The sequence below is a fragment of the Aeromonas sp. S2(2024) genome (assembly GCF_041402505.1).
In the GTDB taxonomy this organism is placed as follows: Bacteria; Pseudomonadota; Gammaproteobacteria; order Enterobacterales; family Aeromonadaceae; genus Aeromonas; species Aeromonas media.
On record NZ_JBGLRL010000002.1, the window covers coordinates 224,194 to 245,454 of the forward strand.

Annotated in this window: 20 protein-coding genes; 8 read left to right on the forward strand and 12 right to left on the reverse strand. The window is 60.3% G+C overall.

The window, feature by feature from the left end; all coding sequences use genetic code 11:
* Positions 1-55: 55 nt before the first annotated feature.
* The 7 genes from purF to lrp all read right to left on the reverse strand — a co-directional run bounded on the left by purF (position 56) and on the right by lrp (position 9,216).
* Positions 56-1,576: an amidophosphoribosyltransferase gene (gene purF, locus ACB039_RS03460; RefSeq protein ID WP_005325371.1), complete on the reverse strand. Its 1,521-nt coding sequence runs from the start codon at positions 1,574-1,576 to the stop codon at positions 56-58.
* 18 nt (positions 1,577-1,594) lie between these two features.
* Positions 1,595-2,086, reverse strand: a complete 492-nt coding sequence (locus ACB039_RS03465) for a CvpA family protein (RefSeq protein ID WP_005325372.1) — start codon at positions 2,084-2,086, stop codon at positions 1,595-1,597.
* 188 nt (positions 2,087-2,274) lie between these two features.
* Entirely contained in the window at positions 2,275-3,570 is a 1,296-nt protein-coding gene (gene serS / locus ACB039_RS03470) for a serine--tRNA ligase (RefSeq protein ID WP_182785613.1), read from the reverse strand.
* Positions 3,571-3,858: 288 nt separating this feature from the next.
* Entirely contained in the window at positions 3,859-5,196 is a 1,338-nt protein-coding gene (locus tag ACB039_RS03475) for a replication-associated recombination protein A (RefSeq protein ID WP_226169389.1), read from the reverse strand.
* 150 nt (positions 5,197-5,346) lie between these two features.
* Positions 5,347-5,955 (reverse strand): outer membrane lipoprotein chaperone LolA, encoded by a 609-nt coding sequence (lolA, locus tag ACB039_RS03480; protein WP_371165158.1) that lies wholly within the window; start codon positions 5,953-5,955, stop codon positions 5,347-5,349.
* A 69-nt stretch (positions 5,956-6,024) separates the two neighbouring features.
* The gene (locus ACB039_RS03485; RefSeq protein ID WP_371165159.1) at positions 6,025-8,532 is read right to left on the reverse strand and encodes a DNA translocase FtsK 4TM domain-containing protein; all 2,508 of its coding nucleotides are present in this window, start codon (positions 8,530-8,532) and stop codon (positions 6,025-6,027) included.
* A 192-nt stretch (positions 8,533-8,724) separates the two neighbouring features.
* Complete coding sequence (gene lrp / locus ACB039_RS03490; RefSeq protein ID WP_005300047.1) at positions 8,725-9,216, reverse strand: leucine-responsive transcriptional regulator Lrp; 492 nt, start codon at positions 9,214-9,216, stop codon at positions 8,725-8,727.
* A 150-nt stretch (positions 9,217-9,366) separates the two neighbouring features.
* On the opposite strand from lrp, the gene ald reads away from it, so the two are divergent.
* The 3 genes from ald (at position 9,367) to ACB039_RS03505 (ending at position 12,915) form a co-directional block, all read left to right on the forward strand.
* A complete protein-coding gene (gene ald, locus ACB039_RS03495) occupies positions 9,367-10,482 on the forward strand; it encodes an alanine dehydrogenase (RefSeq protein ID WP_043132101.1) in 1,116 nt (371 codons plus the stop codon).
* Positions 10,483-10,666: 184 nt separating this feature from the next.
* The gene (gene trxB, locus ACB039_RS03500) at positions 10,667-11,617 is read left to right on the forward strand and encodes a thioredoxin-disulfide reductase (protein ID WP_171269775.1); all 951 of its coding nucleotides are present in this window, start codon (positions 10,667-10,669) and stop codon (positions 11,615-11,617) included.
* Positions 11,618-11,673: 56 nt separating this feature from the next.
* Positions 11,674-12,915 carry a diguanylate cyclase gene (locus ACB039_RS03505; RefSeq protein ID WP_043132104.1) on the forward strand — a complete coding sequence of 414 codons (1,242 nt, stop codon included), beginning with the start codon at positions 11,674-11,676 and terminating at the stop codon, positions 12,913-12,915.
* A gap of 102 nt (positions 12,916-13,017) precedes the next feature.
* On the opposite strand, the gene ACB039_RS03510 is transcribed toward ACB039_RS03505, so the two are convergent.
* Positions 13,018-13,488 (reverse strand): glycine zipper 2TM domain-containing protein, encoded by a 471-nt coding sequence (locus tag ACB039_RS03510; RefSeq protein ID WP_043132106.1) that lies wholly within the window; start codon positions 13,486-13,488, stop codon positions 13,018-13,020.
* A 17-nt stretch (positions 13,489-13,505) separates the two neighbouring features.
* Here ACB039_RS03510 and aat point away from each other — a divergent pair, with 17 nt between their 5' ends.
* From aat to infA, 3 genes are all read left to right on the forward strand, one after another.
* Positions 13,506-14,213 carry a leucyl/phenylalanyl-tRNA--protein transferase gene (aat, locus tag ACB039_RS03515; RefSeq protein ID WP_171269773.1) on the forward strand — a complete coding sequence of 236 codons (708 nt, stop codon included), beginning with the start codon at positions 13,506-13,508 and terminating at the stop codon, positions 14,211-14,213.
* Positions 14,210-14,926, forward strand: coding sequence for an arginyltransferase (locus ACB039_RS03520; protein ID WP_042650310.1), 717 nt, complete (start codon positions 14,210-14,212; stop codon positions 14,924-14,926). The genes aat and ACB039_RS03520 overlap by 4 nt, the downstream gene beginning before the upstream one ends.
* 68 nt (positions 14,927-14,994) lie before the next feature.
* The gene (gene infA / locus ACB039_RS03525; RefSeq protein ID WP_005300033.1) at positions 14,995-15,213 is read left to right on the forward strand and encodes a translation initiation factor IF-1; all 219 of its coding nucleotides are present in this window, start codon (positions 14,995-14,997) and stop codon (positions 15,211-15,213) included.
* A 69-nt stretch (positions 15,214-15,282) separates the two neighbouring features.
* On the opposite strand, the gene clpA is transcribed toward infA, so the two are convergent.
* Positions 15,283-17,535: an ATP-dependent Clp protease ATP-binding subunit ClpA gene (clpA, locus tag ACB039_RS03530; RefSeq protein WP_171269772.1), complete on the reverse strand. Its 2,253-nt coding sequence runs from the start codon at positions 17,533-17,535 to the stop codon at positions 15,283-15,285.
* 60 nt (positions 17,536-17,595) lie between these two features.
* The gene (clpS, locus tag ACB039_RS03535; RefSeq protein ID WP_005325410.1) at positions 17,596-17,913 is read right to left on the reverse strand and encodes an ATP-dependent Clp protease adapter ClpS; all 318 of its coding nucleotides are present in this window, start codon (positions 17,911-17,913) and stop codon (positions 17,596-17,598) included.
* 228 nt (positions 17,914-18,141) lie between these two features.
* Here clpS and cspD point away from each other — a divergent pair, with 228 nt between their 5' ends.
* Positions 18,142-18,360 carry a cold shock-like protein CspD gene (gene cspD / locus ACB039_RS03540; protein WP_005300025.1) on the forward strand — a complete coding sequence of 73 codons (219 nt, stop codon included), beginning with the start codon at positions 18,142-18,144 and terminating at the stop codon, positions 18,358-18,360.
* Between the two features lie 125 nt (positions 18,361-18,485).
* Here the strand turns inward: cspD and asd are convergent, their stop codons facing one another.
* Complete coding sequence (gene asd / locus ACB039_RS03545; RefSeq protein ID WP_005325413.1) at positions 18,486-19,598, reverse strand: aspartate-semialdehyde dehydrogenase; 1,113 nt, start codon at positions 19,596-19,598, stop codon at positions 18,486-18,488.
* Positions 19,599-19,927: 329 nt separating this feature from the next.
* Here asd and sugE point away from each other — a divergent pair, with 329 nt between their 5' ends.
* Positions 19,928-20,242, forward strand: coding sequence for a quaternary ammonium compound efflux SMR transporter SugE (gene sugE, locus ACB039_RS03550; protein WP_043132113.1), 315 nt, complete (start codon positions 19,928-19,930; stop codon positions 20,240-20,242).
* A gap of 80 nt (positions 20,243-20,322) precedes the next feature.
* Here sugE and ACB039_RS03555 read toward each other — a convergent pair whose 3' ends face one another.
* Positions 20,323-21,021: a B3/4 domain-containing protein gene (locus tag ACB039_RS03555; protein WP_371165160.1), complete on the reverse strand. Its 699-nt coding sequence runs from the start codon at positions 21,019-21,021 to the stop codon at positions 20,323-20,325.
* Positions 21,022-21,261 lie beyond the last annotated feature (240 nt).

A 21,261-nucleotide genomic window follows, 5' to 3' on the forward strand; every position in this document is an offset into this window, starting at 1 on the left:
CAACAGGGGGGCCTAGGCCCCCCTGTTGTTCATCACGATGGCAATCAGAAAACGTTTAACTGCCTTCGTTGAAGATCTCCAGGTTGCTGGTCCCTTCCTGCCACTCGCGCACCGCCTTGTTGTCGTCGCTGCGCAGGGCGTTCAGGTGGTCCAGATAACCCTGATCCACATCCGAGGTGACGTAGTGGCCATTGAACACCGAGGTCTCGAAGTGGCGCAGCTCGGGGTTGATCTCCCGCACCGCCTCTTCCAGATCTTCCAGATCCTGGAAGATCAGGCCATCGGCGCCAATCAGCTTGCACACCTCTTCCACTTCACGGCCGTGGGCGATCAGCTCGTTGGCAGTGGGCATGTCGATGCCGTAGACGTTGGGGAAGCGGATTTCCGGTGCCGCCGAGGCGAAGTAGACCTTGGCCGCCCCTGCTTCACGGGCCATTTGGATGATCTGCTCGGAGGTGGTGCCACGGACGATGGAGTCATCCACCAGCAACACCTTCTTGCCCTTGAATTCGGAGCTGATGGCGTTGAGCTTGCGACGCACCGACTTCTTGCGCTGGGTCTGGCCCGGCATGATGAAGGTACGGCCGATGTAGCGGTTCTTCACGAAGCCCTGACGGTAAGGCAGGCCCAGGGTGTGGGCGATTTCCAGCGCCACGTCACAGGAGGTCTCGGGGATGGGGATGACTACGTCCACGTCGAGATCTTCCCACTCCCGTGCAATCTTCTTGCCCAGCTTGCGGCCCATGTTGAGACGGGCGGCATAGACGGAGACCTTGTCGATGCAGGAATCGGGGCGTGCGAAGTAGACGTACTCGAAGATGCAGGAGCTCATCTGCGGGTTTTCCGCACACTGCTCGGAGAAGAGCTGGCCCTGCTCTGTGATGTAGATGGCCTCGCCCGGAGCGACGTCACGCACCGTCTCGAAGCCGATGGCGTCAAGCGCCACGCTCTCGGAGGCGAGCATGTACTCCACCTGGCCCTGCTCGTCAGCGCGACGACCCAGGATCAGCGGGCGGATGCCGTTGGGATCGCGGAAGCCGATGAGACCGTGGCCAATCACCAGCGAGACCACCGCATAGGCGCCACGGATCTGCTGGTGCACCTTGCGTACCGCAGAGAAGATGTCTTCCGGCCGCAGCGCCATCTTGTCGCACAGATCCAGCTCGTGGGCCAGCACGTTCAGCAGCACTTCGGAATCCGAGGTGGTGTTGATGTGGCGGCGAGCCACCTTGAACTGCTGCTCCTTGAGATCCTTGGCGTTGGTGAGGTTGCCGTTATGGGCCAGCACCATGCCGTAGGGAGAGTTCACGTAAAAAGGTTGGGCTTCAGCGGCACTGGAGCTGCCTGCGGTGGGATATCTGACATGTCCTATGCCGATATGCCCCTTCAGTCGCTGCATGTGGCGCACTTCAAACACATCCTTCACCAGGCCGTTGGCCTTGCGTTGCCGGAAGTTTCCACTGTCAATGGTCACGATCCCGGCGGCATCCTGTCCCCTGTGCTGCAACACCGTCAAGGCGTCGTAGAGGGCCTGATTGACGGGGGTGGTGCCAACTATACCGACAATACCGCACATGTCTTTGCTACCTCGAAGTCACTGTACCTGTTGAAGAAAACTGGACGAGTTCAGCATGAACCCGAAAAACCACTGGATCACCGGCTTGAACTCGGGAACCAGTTTGGACGCCACCCACCAGTCGCTCTGGGAGAGGCTGGTGAAGGTATCCATGAAAAACAGCAGGGCACTGACGATCAGTACCCCGCGAATGGCGCCAAAACAGACCCCCAGCACCCGATCCGTGCCGGAGAGTCCCGTCTTTTCCACCAGCAAGCCCACCACGTAGTTGACCACGCTCCCCAGGATCAGGGTCGCCACGAACAGGGCGGCGATGGCGAGGCCGTTGCGCACCATGGCGTCGGAGAAGGAGGTGAAGTAGACGGCGAGATCCGGATAGAAATGGCTGGCAATGAAAAAGGCGACGAACCAGGTGACGAGGGACATGGCTTCCTTCAGGAAGCCGCGCACCAGGCTGATGAGGGCAGAGAAACCGACGATGCCGATGATGGCGTAATCAATCCAGACCATAGAAAAAGATGTCCTGCGAAATTGCGGCGCAGTCTAACAAAAACGATTGCGCAATGCTTGATAAAAATGTGTTAAAGGTTCAATGGAGCGCCGAAGGAGACCGACCCCGTCCCCTGCCGAGGGGGCGACTGGCGCCCAAATGCACAACGCCATGGCATGGCCATGGCGTTGTGCTGAGCAAGAGGGGCTTAGCCGATGTGGGTCAGGCCACCCATGTAGGACTGCAGCGCCGCCGGGATGGCGATACGGCCGTCTTCCTGCTGGTAGTTCTCGATCACCGCCACCAGGGTGCGCCCTACCGCAAGGCCGGAGCCGTTCAGGGTGTGCAGCAGTTGCGGCTTGCCGTCGACACGCACGCGGGCCTGCATGCGGCGCGCCTGGAAGTCGGTGCAGTTGGAGACGGACGAGATCTCGCGGTAGGTGTTCTGGGCCGGCAGCCACACTTCCAAATCGTAGGTCTTGGCGGCGCAGAAGCCCATGTCACCGGTACAGAGCGCCATCACGCGATACGGAAGCTCCAGCAGTTGCAGCACCTTCTCGGCGTGACCCACCATCTCTTCCAGCGCATCCCAGGACTTCTCCGGGTGCACCAGCTGGACCATCTCGACCTTGTCGAACTGGTGCATGCGGATGAGGCCGCGGGTGTCACGGCCATAAGAGCCGGCTTCGGAGCGGAAGCAGGGGCTGTGGGCGGTCATCTTGATGGGCAGTTCCTGCTCGTCGAAGATCTCGTCGCGGGCCATGTTGGTGAGCGGCACTTCGGAGGTAGGAATGAGGGAGAACTTGCGCACCTTGCCTTCGTCTTCCCCTTCGCCCTCGATACCTGTGTTGAACAGGTCCTGGGAGAATTTCGGCAGTTGGCCGGTGCCATACAGGCTGTCCGGGTTGACCAGATAGGGCACGTAGCATTCGGTGTAGCCGTGCTGCAGGGTGTGCAGATCCAGCATGAACTGCGCCAGGGCGCGGTGCAGGCGGGCAATTTGACCCTTCATCACCACGAAACGGGCACCGGAGAGCTTGACGCCGTTCTTGAAGTCCACGCCCTTGGCCGCTTCACCCAGATCGATGTGATCGCGCACCGGGAAGCTGAACTCGCGCGGGGTGCCCCAACGGCGTACTTCCACGTTGTCGTTCTCGTCGCGGCCCACCGGGGTGGTGTCGCTCGGCAAGTTGGGGATGGCGTCTGAGATGGCCTTGATGTCGGCCAGCAGGGTCTCGAGCTCGACCTTGCTGGTCTCCAGCTCGTCGTTGATCTTGGTCACTTCGGCCTTGAGCGGAGCCACATCTTCGCCGCGACGGGCAGCCTCACCGATGGACTTGGAGCGGGCGTTGCGCTCGGCCTGCAGCTCCTGGGTACGGGACTGCAGATCCTTGCGTTTCTCTTCCAGAGCATTGACAGCCGCTACGTCCAGCGCGTAGCCACGTGTCGCCAGACGAGCGGCAGCTTCTTCGATATCGCTGCGCAGATATTTGGGATCCAGCATGGTTTACCTACTTTTTTTAATGGGATCTGGGCCTGGGTCATCCGCCCTGGCGAGAAAACAGATCCGGAAGTTAACGTCGGTTGGCGCACCCCTATGTCTTCGGAATCGGGCCTTCTAAATCAAGAAGATGGTGCAAGGCCAAGACAAGCGGGGTCAGAGGGGCAGTGTAGCAGACCGCCCCCCCGCCCGAACAGGGCGTATTGCTGTCGTTTTTGCCAAGTTTGACGGCATCGGCAGGCTTATCTTCGCCGATCCGAGGGATCGCCATGCTGCCCGGACAACGTGCCTTTACTTGTCTCTTTGACGCGGGCTCTGCCGGTCCAGATCGCGCAGGTAATCGAGCTTCTGGGCGATCTGCTTCTCGAGGCCCCGATCGGTGGGCTGGTAGTAGTGCTTGCCGGCCAATTCTGGCGGGAAGTACTCCTCGCCGGCGGCATAGGCGCCGGGCTCGTCGTGGGCGTAGCGGTACTCGGCGCCATAGCCGAGCTCGCTCATCAGCTTGGTGGGGGCGTTGCGCAGGTGCGGCGGCACCTCGAAGTCCGGCAGGTTTTTGGCGTCATTGAGCGCCGCCTTCCAGGCGGTGTAGACCGCATTGCTCTTGGGGGCGCAGGCGAGGTAGACGATGGCCTGGGCGATGGCCCGCTCCCCTTCCGCCGGACCGATGCGGTGGAAGCAGTCCCAGGCAGACAGCGCCACCTGCATGGCACGGGGATCGGCATTGCCCACATCTTCCGAGGCAATGGCCAGCAAACGGCGGGCGATATAGAGGGGATCGCAACCGGCACTCACCATGCGGGCATACCAGTAGAGGGCCGCATCCGGCGCCGAGCCGCGAATGGACTTGTGCACCGCCGAGATGAGGTCGTAGAAGTGATCCCCGCCCTTGTCGAAGCGCGCCACATGCTCCCCCACCACGGCGGCGAGCAGGGCGCTGTCGATCACCCTCTCCCCTGCCCCATTACTCTCGGCCATGTCGGCCAGCAGCTCCAGGTAGTTGAGGGACTTGCGCCCGTCCCCATCCACGGCTTTGGCCAGCGCCGCTTTGACGCCGGGGGCAAAGGTGAGGCTGGGGTCATTGAGGCCACGGGGGTCTGTCATCGCCTGATCGATCATGGCGAGGATGTCCTCCTCCTCCAGCCGTTTGAGCAGGTAGACCCGGGCCCGGGAGAGCAGTGCGTTGTTGAGTTCGAACGAGGGATTTTCGGTGGTGGCGCCGATGAAGGTGATGGTGCCGTCTTCGATGTGGGGCAGGAACACATCCTGCTGGCTCTTGTTGAAGCGGTGCACCTCGTCCACGAAGAGGATGGTACGCACCCCGCGCCAGCTGTTCTCCTTCGCCTTGTCGATGGCGGCGCGGATCTCCTTGATGCCGGAGGTGACCGCGGAGAGCCGCTCCACCTCGGCCTGGCAGTAGTGGGCCATCAGCTCGGCCAGCGTGGTCTTGCCGGTGCCGGGCGGTCCCCACAGGATCATGGAGTGGCAGTGCCCCGCCAGGATCGCCTTGCGCAGGGGCTTGTCAGCCCCCAGGATGTGCTGCTGGCCTATGTACTGATCCAGGTTCTGCGGCCGCATCCTGGCCGCCAGCGGACGAAAGTCCGACGAGAAATCCAGCGACAAGTTGCTCATCTGTATTGACCGTTCAGTATCACGCATACCGCCATGGAAAAACGGTCCGACGAGAAATTCAATAAGAGGTTACTCATCTGTTGACCCCCTGCGTCACGCCCACCGCCGTTGACAGACGCACTGACGAAAAATCCAGCGACCGCCTGCTCATCAGCGCTGATCGTCCAGCGCGACCCCCGCAGGCGTCTTGAACACGAACTCGTTGCCCTTGAGCACCGGCTTGCGGTTGAAACTGCTCAAGGTGAATTCGCTCCACTGCCCCTGGGCCTCTTTCACGTCGAACCGGCTGATGTTGTTCTGGCGGTCGAAGGTGATGCGAAAGGAGGCAATAAGCTCATCCTTGTTGCGGCTGGTGACGGTGTAGACGTCCCCCTGCTGGGTCACGTCGTAATTCTTCCAGAGCCCGACATCGTTGCCGGCGATGAGCACGAAGGGGGTGTTGAGCACAGCATCCTTCATCTTGAGGGCGGTGACCTGCTCGACGAAGGGGTCATAGACCCACACATCCTTGCCGTCCGCCACTATCAGGCTCTCGTCCGGGGCAGTGGTGTGCCAGTTGAAGCGGTTCGGGCGCTGCACCAGCAGGGTGCCGCTCGCCTTCTGCAGCTCCTTGCCCTTGCTGTCATAGACGGTCTGGGCAAACTTGGCCGAGAACAGGCTGACGCCCGTCAGCTTCTGCTTGAGATCGCTGGCCGCATCGGCCCACACCTGGCTGCTGGCGAGCAACAGTACAGAACCCATCAATAATGCTTTTTTCATCGCGATTCCCGTTGAAGAGGGTCAGATAAAAGGCCATGTCCGCAGACATGGCCAGGATGATATGAAGGCTTAATCACGCACCGGGGGCGGTGCCAGCACGTCGCGCTGGCCGTTGCCCCCCGGAGAGCTGACGATGCCCTGGTTTTCCATCTGCTCGATGAGACGGGCCGCCCGGTTGTAACCAATCTTGAACTTGCGCTGCACGCTGGAGGTCGAGCCACGGCGGGATTCCACCACGAAGGCCACCGCCTCGTCGAACAGGGGATCCAGCTCCTCGTCACCACCGCCGCCGTACTCGCCGCCACCGCCCTCGCCGTCCGACTCACCGGAGAGGATCTCCTCGATGTAGTTCGGTTCGCCGCGCAGTTTCCAGTCCGCCACCACCTTGTGCACCTCGTGATCATCGACGAAGGCGCCGTGGACCCGGGTCGGGTTGGAGGTGCCGGCGGGCATGTAGAGCATGTCCCCCATGCCGAGCAGGGATTCGGCGCCGCCCTGATCCAGGATGGTGCGCGAGTCAATCTTGCTCGACACCTGGAAAGAGATCCGGGTCGGGATGTTGGCCTTGATGAGGCCGGTGATGACATCCACAGAAGGGCGCTGGGTCGCGAGAATGAGGTGAATACCGGCTGCCCGCGCCTTCTGGGCGATACGGGCAATCAGCTCTTCCACCTTCTTGCCGACGATCATCATCATGTCGGCGAACTCGTCCACCACCACCACGATGTGGGGCAGTTTTTCCAGCTCAGGCGGCATCTGATCCATGGAGTCACCCGGACGCCACAAGGGATCCCGCAGGGGCTCGCCCTCGGCGGCCGCGGCCAGCACCTTGTCGTTGTAACCCTTGAGGTTGCGCACCCCGACCGCGGACATCAGCTTGTAGCGACGCTCCATCTCGCCGACGCACCAGCGCAGGGCGTTGGCGGCGTCCTTCATGTCGGTGACCACCTCGGTCAGCAGATGGGGGATACCTTCGTAGACCGAGAGCTCCAGCATCTTGGGGTCGATCATGATGAAGCGCAGATCGTCCGGCGTCGACTTGTAGAGCATGGAGATGATCATGGTGTTGACCCCCACCGACTTGCCCGAGCCCGTGGTACCGGCCACCAGCAGGTGGGGCATCTTGGCCAGGTTCACCACCACGGGTTCCCCCGCGATGTCCTGCCCCAGCCCCATGGTCAGCGGATTGTGGCTGCCAGAGAAGGCCTCGCAGTCCAGGGTCTCCCGCAGGTAGACGGTCTGGCGTACCCGGTTGGGCAGCTCGATGCCGACGAAGGTCTTGCCCGGGATCACCTCCACCACCCGCACGCTGCTGGCGGACAGCGAACGGGCGAGATCCCGGGAGAGGTTGGTGATCTTGCTCGCCTTCATGCCCGGCGCCAGATCCAGCTCGAAGCGGGTGATCACAGGGCCCGGATAGACACCGACCACCTTGGCCTGCACGTTGTAGTCGGCGAGTTTCGCCTCCACCAGCCGGCCCATGCGGTCCAGCTCGTCCTTGCTCATCATCTGGGTCTTGGCGGGCGGGCGGTCGAGCAGATCTATGCTCGGCAGCGGCGCCATGGCGGGCTGGGGGCGACGCTTGGGCTTGACCGGTGCGGCGACCGCAGGGGCGGCGGCTGCCTCCTCCCCTTCCGCCCAGGGCAGATCGAGTTCGTCATCCCCGTCATCGGCCAGGGCCGGCTGACGGCGGGCATGGGCAACGGCGGCGCGCTTGGGTCTGGTCACGGGCGCCGGCTCGTCCTCTTCATCATCGAATTGCGGATCGAACTGGAAGGTGTCGTCATCGAGCTCCGGCAGCCATTCGTCAGATTTTGACTTCTGGCTCCCCTTAGCCTTGGGGTTGCGCGTCCAGCTGCTATGGGGCTCGTCCTCTTCGTCGTCGAGATCGAGAGCGCCCACCCCCCCTTCCAGCAGGGGATCCGGCCCCTCAAAACGGGGCTGGCGCCAGCCGCCGGTGAGCCAGCGACCCAGGGTTGTCGGGAAATGGTAGATGGCGCTGACGCTGCCGGTGCAGGTGGCCCCGATCCGTTCGACTATGGTGAGCCAGGACCAGCCGGTGAACAGGGTGATGCCGGTGGCCACGAAGCAGAGCAGCATCAGGTTGGCCCCGACGCCGCCAAAGAGGGGCACCACGGCGGAGGCGATCACGTCCCCCACCAGGCCGCCTGCGGAGAAATTCTGCAAGTCATTGAAGTTCATGCTGGCGATGGCGGACATCCCGAGCACCGTCAGGACAAAGCCGATGATGCGCACCGACAGGGTGAGATAGTCCACCTCCAGCAGCCGGCTCGGGCGCCAGAACAGGCTCCAGCCGAGCAGTACCACTAGGGGAGGCACCAGATAGGAGAAGGCCCCGAAGGTAAACATGGTGATGTCGGCGAGCCAGGCACCGGCGCTGCCCGCCAGGTTCTTCACCTCTCCCTGCCAGGAGGTCTGGGACCAACCGGGATCGGCGGGATGGTAGGTCAACAGGGCAAGCAAGAGATAGGCAGCCATCAGCGTGATGGCGATCAAGACGGCCTCGAAGATCCGTTGCGTACCTGACAAAGGAGTAAACAGCTTTTTATCGGCCAAACTCCGGCTCCTTTCTGAAAACATGTAATGCGGGGATAGGGGGCCTAGTATCCCTGAAAAGCCCACCGATTGTCAGCCAGTGCCTGAGGGCGGGGCCATGAATACAGTAATAAGAAGAAACGAGCGGACCGGCCGCTCGTTTCTGACTATCGTGACTCGTCGTGGTGCATGCAAGTCACAGCACAATCCCGCTTATCGGGTACTGATCACCAGACGACTGCTCTGCTTGACCTCTTCCATCACCACATAGGTGCGAGTGTCATTGACGCCGGGCAGACGCAGCAGGGTTTCCCCCAGCAGGCGGCGGTAGGCCGACATGTCGCTGACGCGGGTCTTGAGCAGATAGTCGAAATCACCTGACACCAGATGGCACTCCTGGATCTCTTCGAGCACCTGAACAGCCTTGTTGAACTGTTCGAACACGTCGGGGGCGCCACGATTGAGGGTAATTTCCACGAACACCAGCAGAGACGCATCCAGATAATGAGGGTTCAGAATAGCGGCATATCCTTCGATATAGCCTTGACGCTCGAGGCGACGAACCCGTTCCAGACACGGTGTGGGACTCAGGCCAACTCGTTTGGACAACTCAACGTTCGAAATCCTGCCATCCTTTTGCAGTTCATTCAGAATGTTGCGGTCAATCCTGTCCAAATCCTTTAGCCGACTCTTAGCTTCCATCATTTAATTCCATCCTTTGGCTATTTTTTGGTAAGAATCACCAGTCATTTTATAATAATGGTCACAAATCCTGTCAATACCTGAATATACTAGGCGCAAATGTTGCTTAACATCTGGGCAACATAAACCACCAATCGATAGACGAGGGATAGCATGATTATCGGTGTACCTAAGGAAATAAAAAACCATGAATATCGCGTAGGCATGGTTCCGGCAAGTGTACGTGAACTGACAGCACGAAACCATACCGTTTTCGTCCAAAGCGGCGCAGGAAATGGCATTGGCTTCAGTGACGCAGATTATCTGGCTGCCGGAGCCGAAATTCTGGCCTCCGCGGCAGACGTTTTCGCCAAGGCGGAGATGATCGTCAAGGTCAAGGAGCCCCAGGCGGTCGAGCGCGCCATGCTGCGCCCGGACCAGACCCTCTTTACCTACCTGCACCTGGCGCCAGACCTGGCCCAGACCCGGGAGCTGGTCGACAGCGGCGCCGTCTGCATCGCCTACGAGACCGTCACCGATGGCCGTGGCGGCCTGCCCCTGCTGGCCCCCATGTCGGAAGTGGCCGGACGCATGTCTATTCAGGCCGGTGCCCAGGCGCTGGAAAAATCCCGCGGCGGTAGCGGTGTGCTGCTCGGTGGTGTACCCGGAGTCGAACCGGCCAAGGTGGTGATCATCGGCGGCGGTGTGGTGGGTTCCAACGCGGCCCGCATGGCCATCGGCCTGCGTGCCGACGTGACCATACTCGACAACAACATCGACACCTTGCGTCGTCTCGACAGCGAGTTCCAGGGGGCGGCCAAGGTGGTCTACTCCAATCGCGAGACTCTGGAGCGCCACCTGCTGGCGGCGGATCTGGTCATCGGCGGCGTGCTGGTGCCGGGCGCCACTGCGCCAAAACTTGTCAGCCGTGACCACATTGCGCGCATGAAGCCGGGCTCCGCCATCGTGGATGTGGCCATCGATCAGGGCGGCTGCGTCGAAACCTCTCACGCCACCACCCACGAGGATCCCACCTTCATCGTCGACGAGGTGGTGCACTACTGCGTAGCCAACATGCCGGGCGCCGTGGCCCGCACCTCCACCGTGGCCCTCAACAACGCCACCCTGCCCTTCATCATCAAGCTGGCGGAACAGGGCTATCGCGGTGCACTGCTCAGTGATCCCCACCTGTTGCACGGCCTGAACGTGATGGCGGGCAAGATCACTTGCAAGGAGGTCGCCGTGGCGCACAACCTGGCCTACACGGATCCCCTGACCCTGCTGAACTGATCCCGCCCCCGCCAGGGAGCGTCGATGAGTGAAAATCCGCCCGCGATGGGCGGTTTTTTTATGGCTCAAATCCAGCCATCCTTTCCTCTCTTTGGCGATTGCCACAATCGATGCCCTGGCCTTTGACCCCGGATCACGAATTACCTACAATCGCGCAAACTCATCACGTCTCGGAAATCACATCATGAGCCAAGTTACTCATAGCAAACTGCTGATCCTGGGCTCCGGCCCGGCGGGTTATACCGCCGCCGTCTACGCCGCCCGCGCCAACCTCAATCCCCTGCTCATCACCGGCATGCAGCAAGGTGGTCAGCTGACCACCACCACAGAGGTGGAAAACTGGCCAGGGGACGCGGAAGGGCTGACCGGCCCGGCCCTGATGGAGCGCATGAAAGAGCATGCGGAAAAATTCGATACCCGCATTCTGTTTGATCACATAAATGAAGTGGAGCTGACCCAGCGCCCGTTCCGCCTCAAGGGTGACAACGGTGAATACAGCTGCGACGCGCTGATCATCGCCACCGGCGCCTCCGCCAAGTACCTGGGCCTGCCTTCCGAAGAGGCCTTCAAGGGCCGTGGCGTCTCCGCCTGTGCCACCTGTGACGGCTTCTTCTATCGCAACCAGGAAGTGGCCGTGGTCGGCGGCGGCAACACCGCCGTGGAAGAGGCGCTCTATCTGGCCAACATCGCAAAGAAGGTGCATCTCATCCACCGCCGCGACGAGTTCCGCGCCGAGAAGATCCTGATCAAGCGCCTCAATGACAAGGTCGAGAGCGGCAACATAGTGCTGCACACTCACCAGACCTTGGACGAGGTGCTGGGTGACAACATGGGCGTGACCGGCGTGCGCCTGCGCAGCATCCGGGACGACACCACCTCCGAGCTGCCGCTGATGGGGGTCTTCATCGCCATCGGTCATCAGCCCAACACCCAGATCTTCGAAGGCCAGCTGGCGATGGAAAACGGCTACCTCAAGGTGCGTGGCGGCCTGGAAGGGTTCGCGACCCAGACCAGCATCCCGGGCGTGTTTGCCGCCGGCGACGTGGCCGACCACGTCTACCGTCAGGCGATCACCTCAGCCGGTACCGGCTGCATGGCAGCCCTGGATGCCGAGCGATATCTGGACGCACAATAAGCACAAGGATATAAAGGGCATGCCAAGTGGCATGCCCTTTTCTTTTAAGGAGCCGGATGAAACGGAAAATATTGATTGTGGAAGACAGCCTGACGATTCGCCGCATGTTGACTCAGGCCATTTCGCAACAAACCGGGCTGGAGATTGATGCGTTCGATACCCTTGAAGGCGCCCGCGACTGTCAGGGCGAAGAGTACGTGGTCGCCCTGGTGGATCTCACCCTGCCGGATGCCCCGAGTGGAGAAGCCGTCAATGTGCTGCTGGAACGTGGTCTGCCCGTGGTGATCCTCACCGCCGACATCAGCGAGGAGAAACGGGAAGCCTGGCTGGAGGCCGGTGTGCTGGATTACGTGATGAAGGATTCACGCCACTCCCTGCAATACGCCGTCAGCCTGGTGCACCGCCTCTACCTCAATCAGGCTATCGAGGTGCTGGTGGTCGATGACTCCCGCACCTCCCGCCATCGCACCGCTGCCCAGTTGCGCAAACAGCTGCTGCTGGTGCACGAGGCAACCTGCGCCCGGGATGCCCTGGCCCTGCTCGAGCAGCACCCGGCCATTCGCCTGATGCTGGTGGATTACTACATGCCGGAGATAGACGGCATCAGCCTGGTGCGGATGCTGCGTGAGCGTTACAGCAAGCAGCAGCTCGCCATCATCGGCATCTCGGTGTCGGACAAGCACGGCCTCTCTGCCCGCTACCTCAAGCAGGGGGCGAACGACTTTCTCAACCAGCCGTTCGAGCCCGAGGAGCTGCAGTGCCGGGTCAGCCACAATCTGGAGGCGCTCGAGCAGTTCAACAACATCCAGGAATCGGCCAACCGCGACTACCTGACCGGGCTCTACAACCGGCGTTACTGGTTCAACGAGGGGCAGAAGTGGTTCGAAGAGCATCAACGTCAGCAGGCGCAGCTCGCCCTGTGCGTGCTGGACGTGGATCATTTCAAGCAGGTCAACGATCACTGGGGCCATGCCATCGGCGATCAGTTGCTCTGCCACCTGACCCGGCTGCTCACCCAGTTCTTCCCGGATGCCATGATAGCCCGTTTCGGTGGCGAGGAGTTTGCCCTGATGGTGCCCCACTGTCCGGTTCCCGTGCTGCTCAAGCGGCTGGAAGGGCTGCGGCAACAGCTGCGTCAGCAGCCGCTGTCACGGGAAGTACCGCTCTTTGTGCGCGCCAGCTTTGGCGTCATCAAGGTCGGGCGGCTCTCCATGGACGAGGCGCTGAGTGAGGCAGATCGCCAGCTGTATCAGGCAAAGAACACAGGTCGCGACAAAATAGTCTGCCAGGACGCCTGAGCGAGTCTCGAAAGAGACACTCCGTGTAGTACCGCCCGGCGCCCCTTGCGGCCGCCGGGTTATTCCCCCTTCTGATTGCACTCTACCCGCTCACGGGTTTCCTCAATAGGTCTTGTCGACCCGCACCCCATCGCTGAAATAGAGGATGCGCACCTTGTCTCCGCTCGCAAACACCATGGCCGGATCGTAGTCCTGGATAACGTTGATGAGCCCGTTCTGTTCATTGCGGATCAAGAGCTCCACCAGCTGGTTCTCCACCACGCTGCCACCGGACTGGTAGTGCTGCACCGCAGCAGCCCCCGCCAGTGCCCCCACGGCGGTGGCGATCTCCCGCCCATGACCGCCGCCAAACTGGTTGCCAAGCAGTCCCCCCAGCACGGCGCCACCCAGGGTTTTCCAGCCGGTATGCTCGGATTCCAGCACCTGGCGCTGGGTGATGTTGCGCACCGTGTCCACCTGGCCAAACACCACCTGATCGACGGGGCGAGCCGTATTGCGCTCGTAGGGTGCAGCCCAGGCGGGCGCCGTGACAAAGCCCAGCAAGCTGGATACTATCAGGATAATGGCCTTCATCTGTGAACCTCTGTCTTATGTCTCACTATCTCACCGAACTGGATGATGAGCTGTGCTGGTTTCCCTCCCCCAGCCATGCGCTGGAAGAACCCAACGGCCTGCTGGCGATTGGGGGAGATCTCTCCCCTGCCCGTTTGCTGGCAGCTTATCACAGCGGGATCTTTCCGTGGAATGAGCCACATCAGCCGCTGCTGTGGTGGTCGCCGGATCCCAGGGGGGTGATAGTGCCCGATGAGCTGCATATAGGGCGCAGCCTGCAGAAGTATCTGCGCCGCACCCCCTTCGACATTACCATCGATCATGCCTTCGATGAGGTGATAGCGGCCTGCGCCGCTCCCCGTCGCAGCGCCAGCGGCACCTGGATAAGCGCCCCCATGATCGACGCCTATCGGCAGTTGCACCGCCTGGGCCATGCCCACTCCGTCGAGATCTGGCAGGATGGTCAGTTGCAGGCGGGGCTCTATGGTCTCTCCCTTGGCCGCCTCTTCTGCGGTGAATCCATGTTCAGCCGCATCGATAACGGCGCCAAACTGGCCATGGTGGCGCTCTGTCGCCACTTCGCACGCCATGGGGGTGCCCTCATCGACTGCCAGATGCAGAACGACTTCCTGGCCACCCTGGGAGTCCAGGAGTGGCCAAGAAGCCGGTTTCTGACCACATTGGCGAGCCTGATCAAGCAACCACTGCAAGACGGTTGCTGGCAGCAGAGGAGAATCAGCCTATGACCGAAGAAGTGATCCTCAAGGTAGGCCTGACCCCCAGACACCCGTGTAGCTACCTCGGCCATGAGCAGGAGCAGTTGCTGGTACTGATGGATCATGAGCTGCTCAATGCGGCCGGTTACGAGCGGCTGCTGACGGCGGGATTCAGGCGCAGTGGCAACGACATCTATCGCCCCCATTGCCCGGCCTGCAGCGCCTGCCAGTCACTGCGCATCCACAGCGAGCGTTTCGTGCCTAACCGCGGCCAGAAACGCGTTCGTCAGCTGAACCGGGATCTCGAGCTGGTGCTGAGCTACGACGACAAACCCGAGTATTACCAGCTCTATGAGCGCTACATCCGCGAGCGCCACCACGATGGCAGCATGTACCCGCCGAGCCGCACCCAGTACAAGGGATTCCTGCACTGCGACTGGATGCCACCGCTCTACATGGAGATACGCAAGGAGGGACGCCTCATCGGGGTGGCCACCACGGACCTGCTCCCCCACTCCATGAGCGCCATGTATACCTTTTTCGATCCCGATTATGCCGACCGCTCACTGGGCACCTTTGCCATTCTGAGCCAGTTGGAACTGGCCAGGCGCACCGGTCGCAGCTGGCTGTATCTGGGCTATCTGGTGGAGGCGTGCCGCAAGATGAATTACAAGCGCCAGTACCTGCCCCACGAGCTGCTGGTGCAGGGAGAATGGAAAAATATCGACACCAAGCCCGAGTAAACTTTACACATAGCCTTAAATCCGGCATGATCCAGCGGTTTTTTGTTGTGGCTTATCAAGAGGATTCAATGGCTAAAGAAGACAGTATTGAGATGCAGGGTACCATTCTCGAAACCTTGCCCAATACCATGTTCCGTGTGGAACTGGAAAATGGTCACGTGGTTATCGCTCATATTTCCGGCAAGATGCGCAAAAACTACATCCGTATCCTGACTGGGGACAAAGTAACGGTGGCTCTGACTCCGTACGATCTCTCCAAGGGACGTATTGTTTTCCGCTCTCGCTAAGCCAGGAATTCAGCAAAAAACCCCAGCCTCGCGGTTGGGGTTTTTTGTCGTTTCTGGCCTCAATCACATTTAGTGAGAGACAGCTTCAACATTGACCTGGAAGTCAAAGCTGAGGCTGTTATTCACCAGCTCCACTCTCACTACTCCGCCATCGACCAGTGAGCCGAACAGGATCTCATTGGCCAACGGCTTCTTGAGGTGCTCCTGAATGACCCGTCCCATGGGTCTGGCACCCATTGCCCGATCATAACCCTTCTCGGCCAACCAGTGGCGCGCCTCTTCAGATACCTCCAGTGATACCCCTTTGGCATCCAGCTGTACCTGCAGCTCGACGATGAACTTGTCGACTACCTGATGGATCACCGCCATGTCCAGATGGTTGAACCAGATGGTGTGATCGAGCCGGTTGCGAAACTCCGGACTGAACGTCTTGTTGATCACCGCCATGGCATCGTGACTCATGTCCTGCTGCTGGAAGCCAATGGACTTGCGCTGGGTCTCCTGCACGCCCGCGTTGGTGGTCATCACCAGGATCACGTTGCGAAAATCGGCCTTGCGTCCGTTGTTGTCCGTCAGGGTGCCGTTGTCCATCACTTGCAGCAACAAGTTGAAGACATCCGGATGCGCCTTCTCGATCTCGTCCAGCAGCACCACCGAATGGGGATGCTTGAGTACCGAGTCGGTCAGCAAGCCGCCCTGCTCGAAGCCCACATAGCCGGGAGGTGCCCCGATCAGACGGGAGACGGTATGGCGCTCCATGTATTCGGACATGTCAAAGCGCAGCACCTCGACCCCGAGCGCCTTGCCGAGCTGCTGGGTGACTTCGGTCTTGCCCACCCCGGTCGGGCCGGCAAACAGGAAACAGCCCACAGGGCGACGCTCGTTACCAAGGCCGGAACGTGACAGCCGGATCGCGTCGGTCAATACGGTGATGGCCTTGTCTTGGCCGAACACCACCATCTTGAGATTGCGCTCCAGGTTCTTCAGCACCTCCTTGTCGGAAGAGGAGACCGACTTCTCCGGGATGCGGGCAATCTTCGCGACTATGGCCTCGATCTCCGGCACATTGATCACTTTTTTACGCTTGCTGACCGGCAACAGACGTTGCCCCGCCCCCGCCTCGTCGATCACGTCGATGGCCTTGTCCGGCAGGTGTCGATCATTGATGTACTTGGCGGAGAGCTCCACTGCGGCACGGATGGCCTTGACGGTGTAACGGACGCCATGGTGCGCCTCATAACGGCTCTTGAGCCCCATCAGGATGCGAGTGGTGTCATCTATGCTCGGCTCGACGATGTCGATCTTCTGGAAGCGGCGCGCCAGTGCCCGATCTTTCTCGAAGATCTGGGAATACTCCTGATAGGTGGTTGACCCCACACAGCGCAGCAGACCATTGGAGAGCAGCGGCTTGATGAGGTTGGCCGCATCCAACTGTCCGCCGGAGGCTGCGCCCGCCCCTATGATGGTGTGGATCTCGTCGATGAAAAGGATGGCCCCTTCCTGACGCTCGATCTGCTTGAGCAGCACCTTGAGACGCTTCTCGAAGTCGCCGCGGTACTTGGTGCCTGCCAGCAGGGAACCCATGTCCAGAGAATAGATGGTGCTGTTTGCTATCACCTCGGGCACGTCACCCTTGACGATGCGATAGGCGAGCCCCTCGGCGATGGCGGTCTTGCCCACCCCGGCCTCCCCCACCAGCAAGGGATTGTTCTTGCGGCGACGGCAGAGCACCTGGATGGTGCGACTCAGCTCCTGATCGCGACCGATCAGCGGATCGATGCGCCCCTCCAGTACCAGCTGGTTGAGGTTGGTGGCAAAGCTCTCGATCTGGGCGGAGGAGACCTCGTCATCGGACTCGGCATTGTTACCGCCACTCTCGGGCTTGCTGTCTTTGCGCACCCCGTGGGAGAGGAAGTTCACCACATCCAGCCGGCTGATCTCGGCTTTTTTCAGGAAGTAAGCGGCCTGGGACTCCTGCTCACTGAAGATGGCAACCAGCACATTGGCACCGCTCACCTCGGTATTGCCCGACGACTGGACATGGAACACGGCACGTTGCAGCACGCGCTGGAAGCCAAGGGTCGGTTGGGTTTCTCTGTCTTCGTCATCACGGGGGATGAGCGGGGTCGTTTGATTGATGAAGGCGCGTATTTCCTTGCGCATCTGCTCCACATCCGCACCACACGAATTCAGCGCCTCATGGGCTGAACTGTTATCCAGCAGGGCTAACAACAGGTGCTCGACGGTCATGAATTCGTGGCGCTCGTCACGGGCCAGCTTGAAAGCCTCGTTCAGCGTCTTTTCTAGATCTTTGTTCAACATAGGCACCTCCCCTCAGTACAGCAACAATGCGGTGTCGTTATCGCCATCAAGTCATCAGATTCAAGCCTTTTCCATGGTACATAGCAGTGGATGTTCGTTGTTACGTGAATAGGTGTTGACCTGGACCACTTTGGTCTCGGCAATCTCGGCGGTAAATGTGCCGCAGACTCCCTTACCACTATAATGCACGCTCAGCATGACCTGAGTGGCCTTCTCCAGATCCATACCAAAGAACCTTTGCAGCACCTCCACCACGAATTCCATCGGCGTGTAGTCGTCGTTGTTCAAGACGACCTTGTACATGGGTGGCGGTTGCAGCTTCGTTTTCTCTGCTTCTGCAATCTCTTCATTAGCAAAGAGTTCTTTCTGCTTGCTCATAGTTGCGCTTTGGTACCTCTAGATTACTACCGTCTCGCTCAAGATTGTCAATAGACTTGTTAACCAGATCACATCGGTTGTTAACAACTTCTTGACTCGCTTAAAAGTTGGACTAGATTGGTTACTTGCTAATCGGCGCCCGTCTGCTACGGGGTGATGCTCTAGTTATATAAGGCTGGCGCAGGTTACTCAACGACTTCAGGGTAATCAATAAAAGGATGTAGATGTATGGCAACCGGAACAGTCAAGTGGTTCAACAACGCAAAAGGATTTGGGTTTATCTGTCCGGAAGGCGGTGGTGAAGACATCTTCGCTCACTACTCCACGATTCAAATGGAAGGTTACAAGACCTTGAAAGCGGGTCAGGCAGTCAACTTTGAACTGCAGCAGGGGCCGAAAGGAAATCACGCCTCTGTCATCGTGCCAAACGAAGCACAGAACATGTAAGAGTCAAACTGGATAAATTGAAAAACGGCATCCCGCAAGGATGCCGTTTTTTATGTCGCTCGATATGTCGACACAATAAGAAAGGCCAGGCCTTCCTTATTGTGTGCTCTTGCGAGCTATTCCTGTTAGCGCGCCAGCAGGATGTTAAGCATGCGGCGCAGCGGCTCGGCGGCGCCCCACAGCAGCTGGTCACCCACGGTGAAGGCCGCCAGGTATTCCGGGCCCATGTTGAGCTTGCGCAGACGGCCTACCGGAATGCTGAGGGTGCCGGTAACAGCAGCCGGGGTCAGCTCGCGGGCCGTGATGTCGCGATCGTTGGGGATCACCTTGACCCAGTCGTTGTGGGCGGCCAGCAGGGCCTCGATTTCGGGGAGCGGCACATCTTTCTTCAGCTTGATGGTGAAGGCCTGGCTGTGGCAGCGCAGGGCACCGATGCGCACGCACAGACCATCCACCGGAATGGCGGCGTTCTCGATACCGAGGATCTTGTTGGTCTCGGCCTGGCCCTTCCACTCTTCACGGCTCTGACCGTTGTCGAGCTTGGTGTCGATCCAGGGGATGAGGCCACCGGCCAGCGGCACACCGAAGTTGTCCACCGGCAGGGTGCCGGAGCGGGTCTTCTCGGTGATCTTGCGCTCGATGTCGAGGATGGCGGAGGCAGGATCTGCCAGCTCTACCGCCACTTCGTCGCGCAGCAGCCCCATCTGGGTGACCAGCTCGCGCATGTGGCGCGCGCCACCGCCCGATGCGGCCTGATAAGTGGCCACGCTCACCCACTCCACCAGATCGGCCTTGAACAGGCCACCCAGAGCCAGCAGCATCAGGCTGACGGTGCAGTTGCCGCCGACGAAGGTCTTGATCCCCTTGTCCAGCGCCTCGTCGATCACGTCGCCGTTGACCGGATCCAGGATAATGACGGCGTCCTTCTCCATACGCAGGGAGGAGGCGGCATCAATCCAGTAACCCTGCCAGCCGGCGGCCAGCAGACGGGGATAGACATCCTTGGTGTAGTCGCCACCCTGAGCCGTGATGATGATCTCCTGCGCGGCCAGCGCCTCGAGATCGAAGGCGTCCTGCAAGGTGCCGGCATCGACGCCGAAATTGGGGGCGGCCTCACCGGCCTGGGAGGTGGTGAAGAAGGTGGGTTGAATGCGGGCAAAATCCTTCTCTTCCTGCATCCGGCTCATCAGTACCGAACCTACCATGCCACGCCAACCGACCAAACCAACTTTTTTCATAATGTCCTACCCTGGATAGCTGCTGTAAAAATGAAGTCTCATACGCCGTGATCCCTTGCCGGATGTGGGTCCGTTCACAAATTGGCCACAAGCATGATGTGTAATTAATGCGTCTGTCCACATTACGGATTGTGGCGACGGGCGCAAGTCGAATTGCGCAATATTCTGTGTCATTTGCCGCAATAACCCTGGGGTTCGGGCCACCGCGCTTGGCGGACTCCCCATCGGTCAGGCATCATGATGCCCGACTGGCAACCACTGCCCCCTGGGGACGACCCCAAGGCCTTCTTGACTCGCAGGGACGACCCTGCCCCGCCTGGAATACTCATATGCCCTGGTTACTCCTGCTACTGGCCGGCCTGTTCGAGGTCGCCTGGGCCATCGGCCTCAAGTACACCGACGGTTTCAGCCGTCCCCTCCCTACCCTGCTGACCCTCTCTGCCATGGGGGTGAGCGTGCTGTTGCTCGCCATGGCGGTCAAGCAGCTGCCCCTTGGCACCGCCTACGCGGTCTGGACCGGCATAGGCGCGGTCGGTACCGTGCTGATGGGGATCTGGCTGTTCAACGAACCGGCCACCCTGGCCCGTGTGCTTTGCCTGCTGCTGATCATCGGCGGTATCCTGGGGCTCAAGTTGATCGGCTGATAGCGAGATGGACATACGGCCCCGCAACGCCCCGGTATCACGTATAAAAATGGCCACCCAGGGTGGCCATTATGCTTTCCTCATGCCCCGTCGGGGTTTCCTATCAGCACGCTCTCTATCCGGGCGTCCGGCATCATCTGCCGTAACCCCTCGACCAGCCGATCACCGGCCTCCTGCAGCGCCGCCAACGGCATTTCAGGCAAGCTTTCCAGGATGAACCACATCTGCCCGGACTCGGCGCTGAGCCGGGTTCTGGTCCCCTGACGCCAATTCCATCGGCGACAGGTCACGCCTCTGTCATCACACCAGACCACCTCGCCAGGTTCGGGGGTCTCGTGGGCAGGGGCCCCCTCCTTCATGATGTCAAACAGCTCGGTGCCATCGGCAATGATCAGCCGGGGCGACCCCTCATATGCGGTGAGATCCTCCCCACCGACGGGGATGGCGTACTCGATGCTGATGGCGTTGTAGAGATCGACGACGGGATCGATGCAGGGCAGGCTGCCCTCGCGTTGCACCCGCTTGAGCAGTGCCTGTGCCGAACAGGGGGTGCGCTGAGGCTTGGCACCGAAGCGTTTGAACACCTCGCCCCAGGCGGACAGATGCGCCTGTGCCCAGGGCGCACCTCCCGCTGCGACGGATTGGCAGGCCCGCGCCAGCGCTTGTGTGCCAACGTTGCGATCGACGATGCTGGCCGCATCGACCTGGATGCTCAGGGCCCGGAATCCCGGGGCCAGCCTGGTCACCCTGGCATCAACCTGTGGTGTCATGAATGGCATAGCAACTCCCAATAAATGATCAGTGGCGCAGGCGATAACGGCAGACGAGGCCAAATGACCCATGCCCGGAAGGCAGGCCCGTGATGCTTGTCACCACGAAGAAACAAGTCGGCCCCATGATGGGTGACGGCATGACATAAAAAAAACTACTTTTTCTTAATGTTGTTCAGGAGAGCTAATAACCCAGACTATTCAGGCCACCGACAGCCCCCTGACCCGCACCTGGAATGGGATTGTCCT

Excerpts from the sequence above, each read along its gene's own strand:
- purF (WP_005325371.1), bottom strand. The coding sequence starts at position 1,576 with ATGTGCGGTATTGTCGGTATAGTTGGCACCACCCCCGTCAATCAGGCC.
- ACB039_RS03465 (WP_005325372.1), bottom strand. The coding sequence starts at position 2,086 with ATGGTCTGGATTGATTACGCCATCATCGGCATCGTCGGTTTCTCTGCC.
- serS (WP_182785613.1), bottom strand. The coding sequence starts at position 3,570 with ATGCTGGATCCCAAATATCTGCGCAGCGATATCGAAGAAGCTGCCGCT.
- ACB039_RS03475 (WP_226169389.1), bottom strand. The coding sequence starts at position 5,196 with ATGAGCAACTTGTCGCTGGATTTCTCGTCGGACTTTCGTCCGCTGGCG.
- lolA (WP_371165158.1), bottom strand. The coding sequence starts at position 5,955 with ATGAAAAAAGCATTATTGATGGGTTCTGTACTGTTGCTCGCCAGCAGC.
- lrp (WP_005300047.1), bottom strand. The coding sequence starts at position 9,216 with ATGATGGAAGCTAAGAGTCGGCTAAAGGATTTGGACAGGATTGACCGC.
- ald (WP_043132101.1), top strand. The coding sequence starts at position 9,367 with ATGATTATCGGTGTACCTAAGGAAATAAAAAACCATGAATATCGCGTA.
- trxB (WP_171269775.1), top strand. The coding sequence starts at position 10,667 with ATGAGCCAAGTTACTCATAGCAAACTGCTGATCCTGGGCTCCGGCCCG.
- ACB039_RS03505 (WP_043132104.1), top strand. The coding sequence starts at position 11,674 with ATGAAACGGAAAATATTGATTGTGGAAGACAGCCTGACGATTCGCCGC.
- ACB039_RS03510 (WP_043132106.1), bottom strand. The coding sequence starts at position 13,488 with ATGAAGGCCATTATCCTGATAGTATCCAGCTTGCTGGGCTTTGTCACG.
- aat (WP_171269773.1), top strand. The coding sequence starts at position 13,506 with ATGTCTCACTATCTCACCGAACTGGATGATGAGCTGTGCTGGTTTCCC.
- ACB039_RS03520 (WP_042650310.1), top strand. The coding sequence starts at position 14,210 with ATGACCGAAGAAGTGATCCTCAAGGTAGGCCTGACCCCCAGACACCCG.
- infA (WP_005300033.1), top strand. The coding sequence starts at position 14,995 with ATGGCTAAAGAAGACAGTATTGAGATGCAGGGTACCATTCTCGAAACC.
- clpA (WP_171269772.1), bottom strand. The coding sequence starts at position 17,535 with ATGTTGAACAAAGATCTAGAAAAGACGCTGAACGAGGCTTTCAAGCTG.
- clpS (WP_005325410.1), bottom strand. The coding sequence starts at position 17,913 with ATGAGCAAGCAGAAAGAACTCTTTGCTAATGAAGAGATTGCAGAAGCA.
- cspD (WP_005300025.1), top strand. The coding sequence starts at position 18,142 with ATGGCAACCGGAACAGTCAAGTGGTTCAACAACGCAAAAGGATTTGGG.
- asd (WP_005325413.1), bottom strand. The coding sequence starts at position 19,598 with ATGAAAAAAGTTGGTTTGGTCGGTTGGCGTGGCATGGTAGGTTCGGTA.
- sugE (WP_043132113.1), top strand. The coding sequence starts at position 19,928 with ATGCCCTGGTTACTCCTGCTACTGGCCGGCCTGTTCGAGGTCGCCTGG.
- ACB039_RS03555 (WP_371165160.1), bottom strand. The coding sequence starts at position 21,021 with ATGCCATTCATGACACCACAGGTTGATGCCAGGGTGACCAGGCTGGCC.